The organism is Burkholderia sp. AU30280, from assembly GCF_020420125.1.
Lineage (GTDB): Bacteria > Pseudomonadota > Gammaproteobacteria > Burkholderiales > Burkholderiaceae > Burkholderia.
In genome coordinates this window covers 1-1,344 of record NZ_JAIZRY010000041.1, presented here as the reverse complement: position 1 = coordinate 1,344, position 1,344 = coordinate 1, and the positions used below count along the sequence as shown (strand labels likewise).

Sequence of the window (1,344 nt, the reverse complement as noted above, 5' to 3'; positions counted from 1 at the left end):
GGGCCTGTCAGGAATTTTGTGTTTAAGGCATAACATGCTCCCAAGGAGAATTTATGCCTCGCAAACCGAAAGCCCAGCCGGCGGCTCTGCCGGCGATTCCGGCCGAGTTGCTTGAGCAGTTCGGCAACGGTCCGATGACGGCTGAAGCCATCAATGCCGCGACGCTGGCGCTCAAGAAGGCGCTGATCGAACGGGCACTGGGCGGCGAGATGAACCATCATCTCGGCTACCGTCCCGGTGCTGCCAAGCCGGCCAACGCCACGAATCAGCGCAACGGCAAAGGGGCCAAGACGGTTCTGACCGAAGACGGTCCGATCCGTATCGAGGTGCCGCGTGACCGCGACGGCAGCTTCGAACCCATCCTGATTCCCAAGCATGAACGGCGCTTCACGGGCTTCGACGACAAGATCGTCGCCATGTATGCCCGAGGCATGACCGTACGCGAGATCCAAGGCTTCCTGCTGGAACAGTACGGCACTGAGGTCTCGCCCGCCTTCATCAGCTCGGTCACCGACGAGGTCATGGCCGAAGTAACCGCCTGGCAGGCCCGGCCGCTCGAGCCAATGTATCCGGTCGTGTTTTTCGACGCACTGCGGGTCAAGATTCGCGAAGACGCCGTCGTGCGCAACAAGGCGGTGTACCTGGCGCTGGGTGTGCTGCCCGACGGCACGCGAGAGATCCTGGGCCTGTGGATCGAGAATACCGAGGGCGCCAAGTTCTGGATGAAGGTGTTCAATGACTTGAAGACGCGCGGCGTTCACGACATCCTGATCGCCGTCACTGACGGACTGAAGGGCATGCCCGAAGCGCTGGCAGCAGTGTTTCCGGCCACGACGCTGCAAACCTGCATCGTCCATTTGATCCGCAACAGCCTCGATTACGCCAGTTGGAAGGACCGCCGAGGACTGGCCGCCGCGATCAAACCGATCTACGCCGCCCCCAGTGCGGAAGCCGCTCAGGCCGAACTCGATGCGTTTGCGGATGGTCCGTGGGGCCAGAAATTCCCGACCGTCAGTAGCGCGTGGCGCAACGCCTGGGATCGCGTGATCCCGTTCTTTGCGTTTCCGCCGGGTGTGCGCAAGATCATCTACACGACGAACGCGATTGAAAATATCAACTCGCAGTTGCGCAAGATCATCAAGACCCGTGGTCACTTCCCGACCGACGAGGCCGCCACCAAGCTCATCTGGCTGGCCTTGCGCAACATCACCGCGAATTGGGGAAGTGCCGCGCATGACTGGAAGACGGCCATGAACCAATTCGCTATCCTTTATGCAGATCGGTTCGTCCGACCTTCCGTGTAATTGTTCCACCCGCCTTGAACACGGAAATCCTGACACTCCC

At 60.6% G+C, this 1,344-nt stretch carries 1 protein-coding gene; it reads left to right on the top strand.

What is annotated here, in order from left to right; genetic code table 11:
- Nucleotides 1–53: 53 nt before the first annotated feature.
- Nucleotides 54–1,304, top strand: coding sequence for an IS256 family transposase (locus LGN17_RS36420; RefSeq protein WP_226201560.1), 1,251 nt, complete (start codon nt 54–56; stop codon nt 1,302–1,304).
- Nucleotides 1,305–1,344 lie beyond the last annotated feature (40 nt).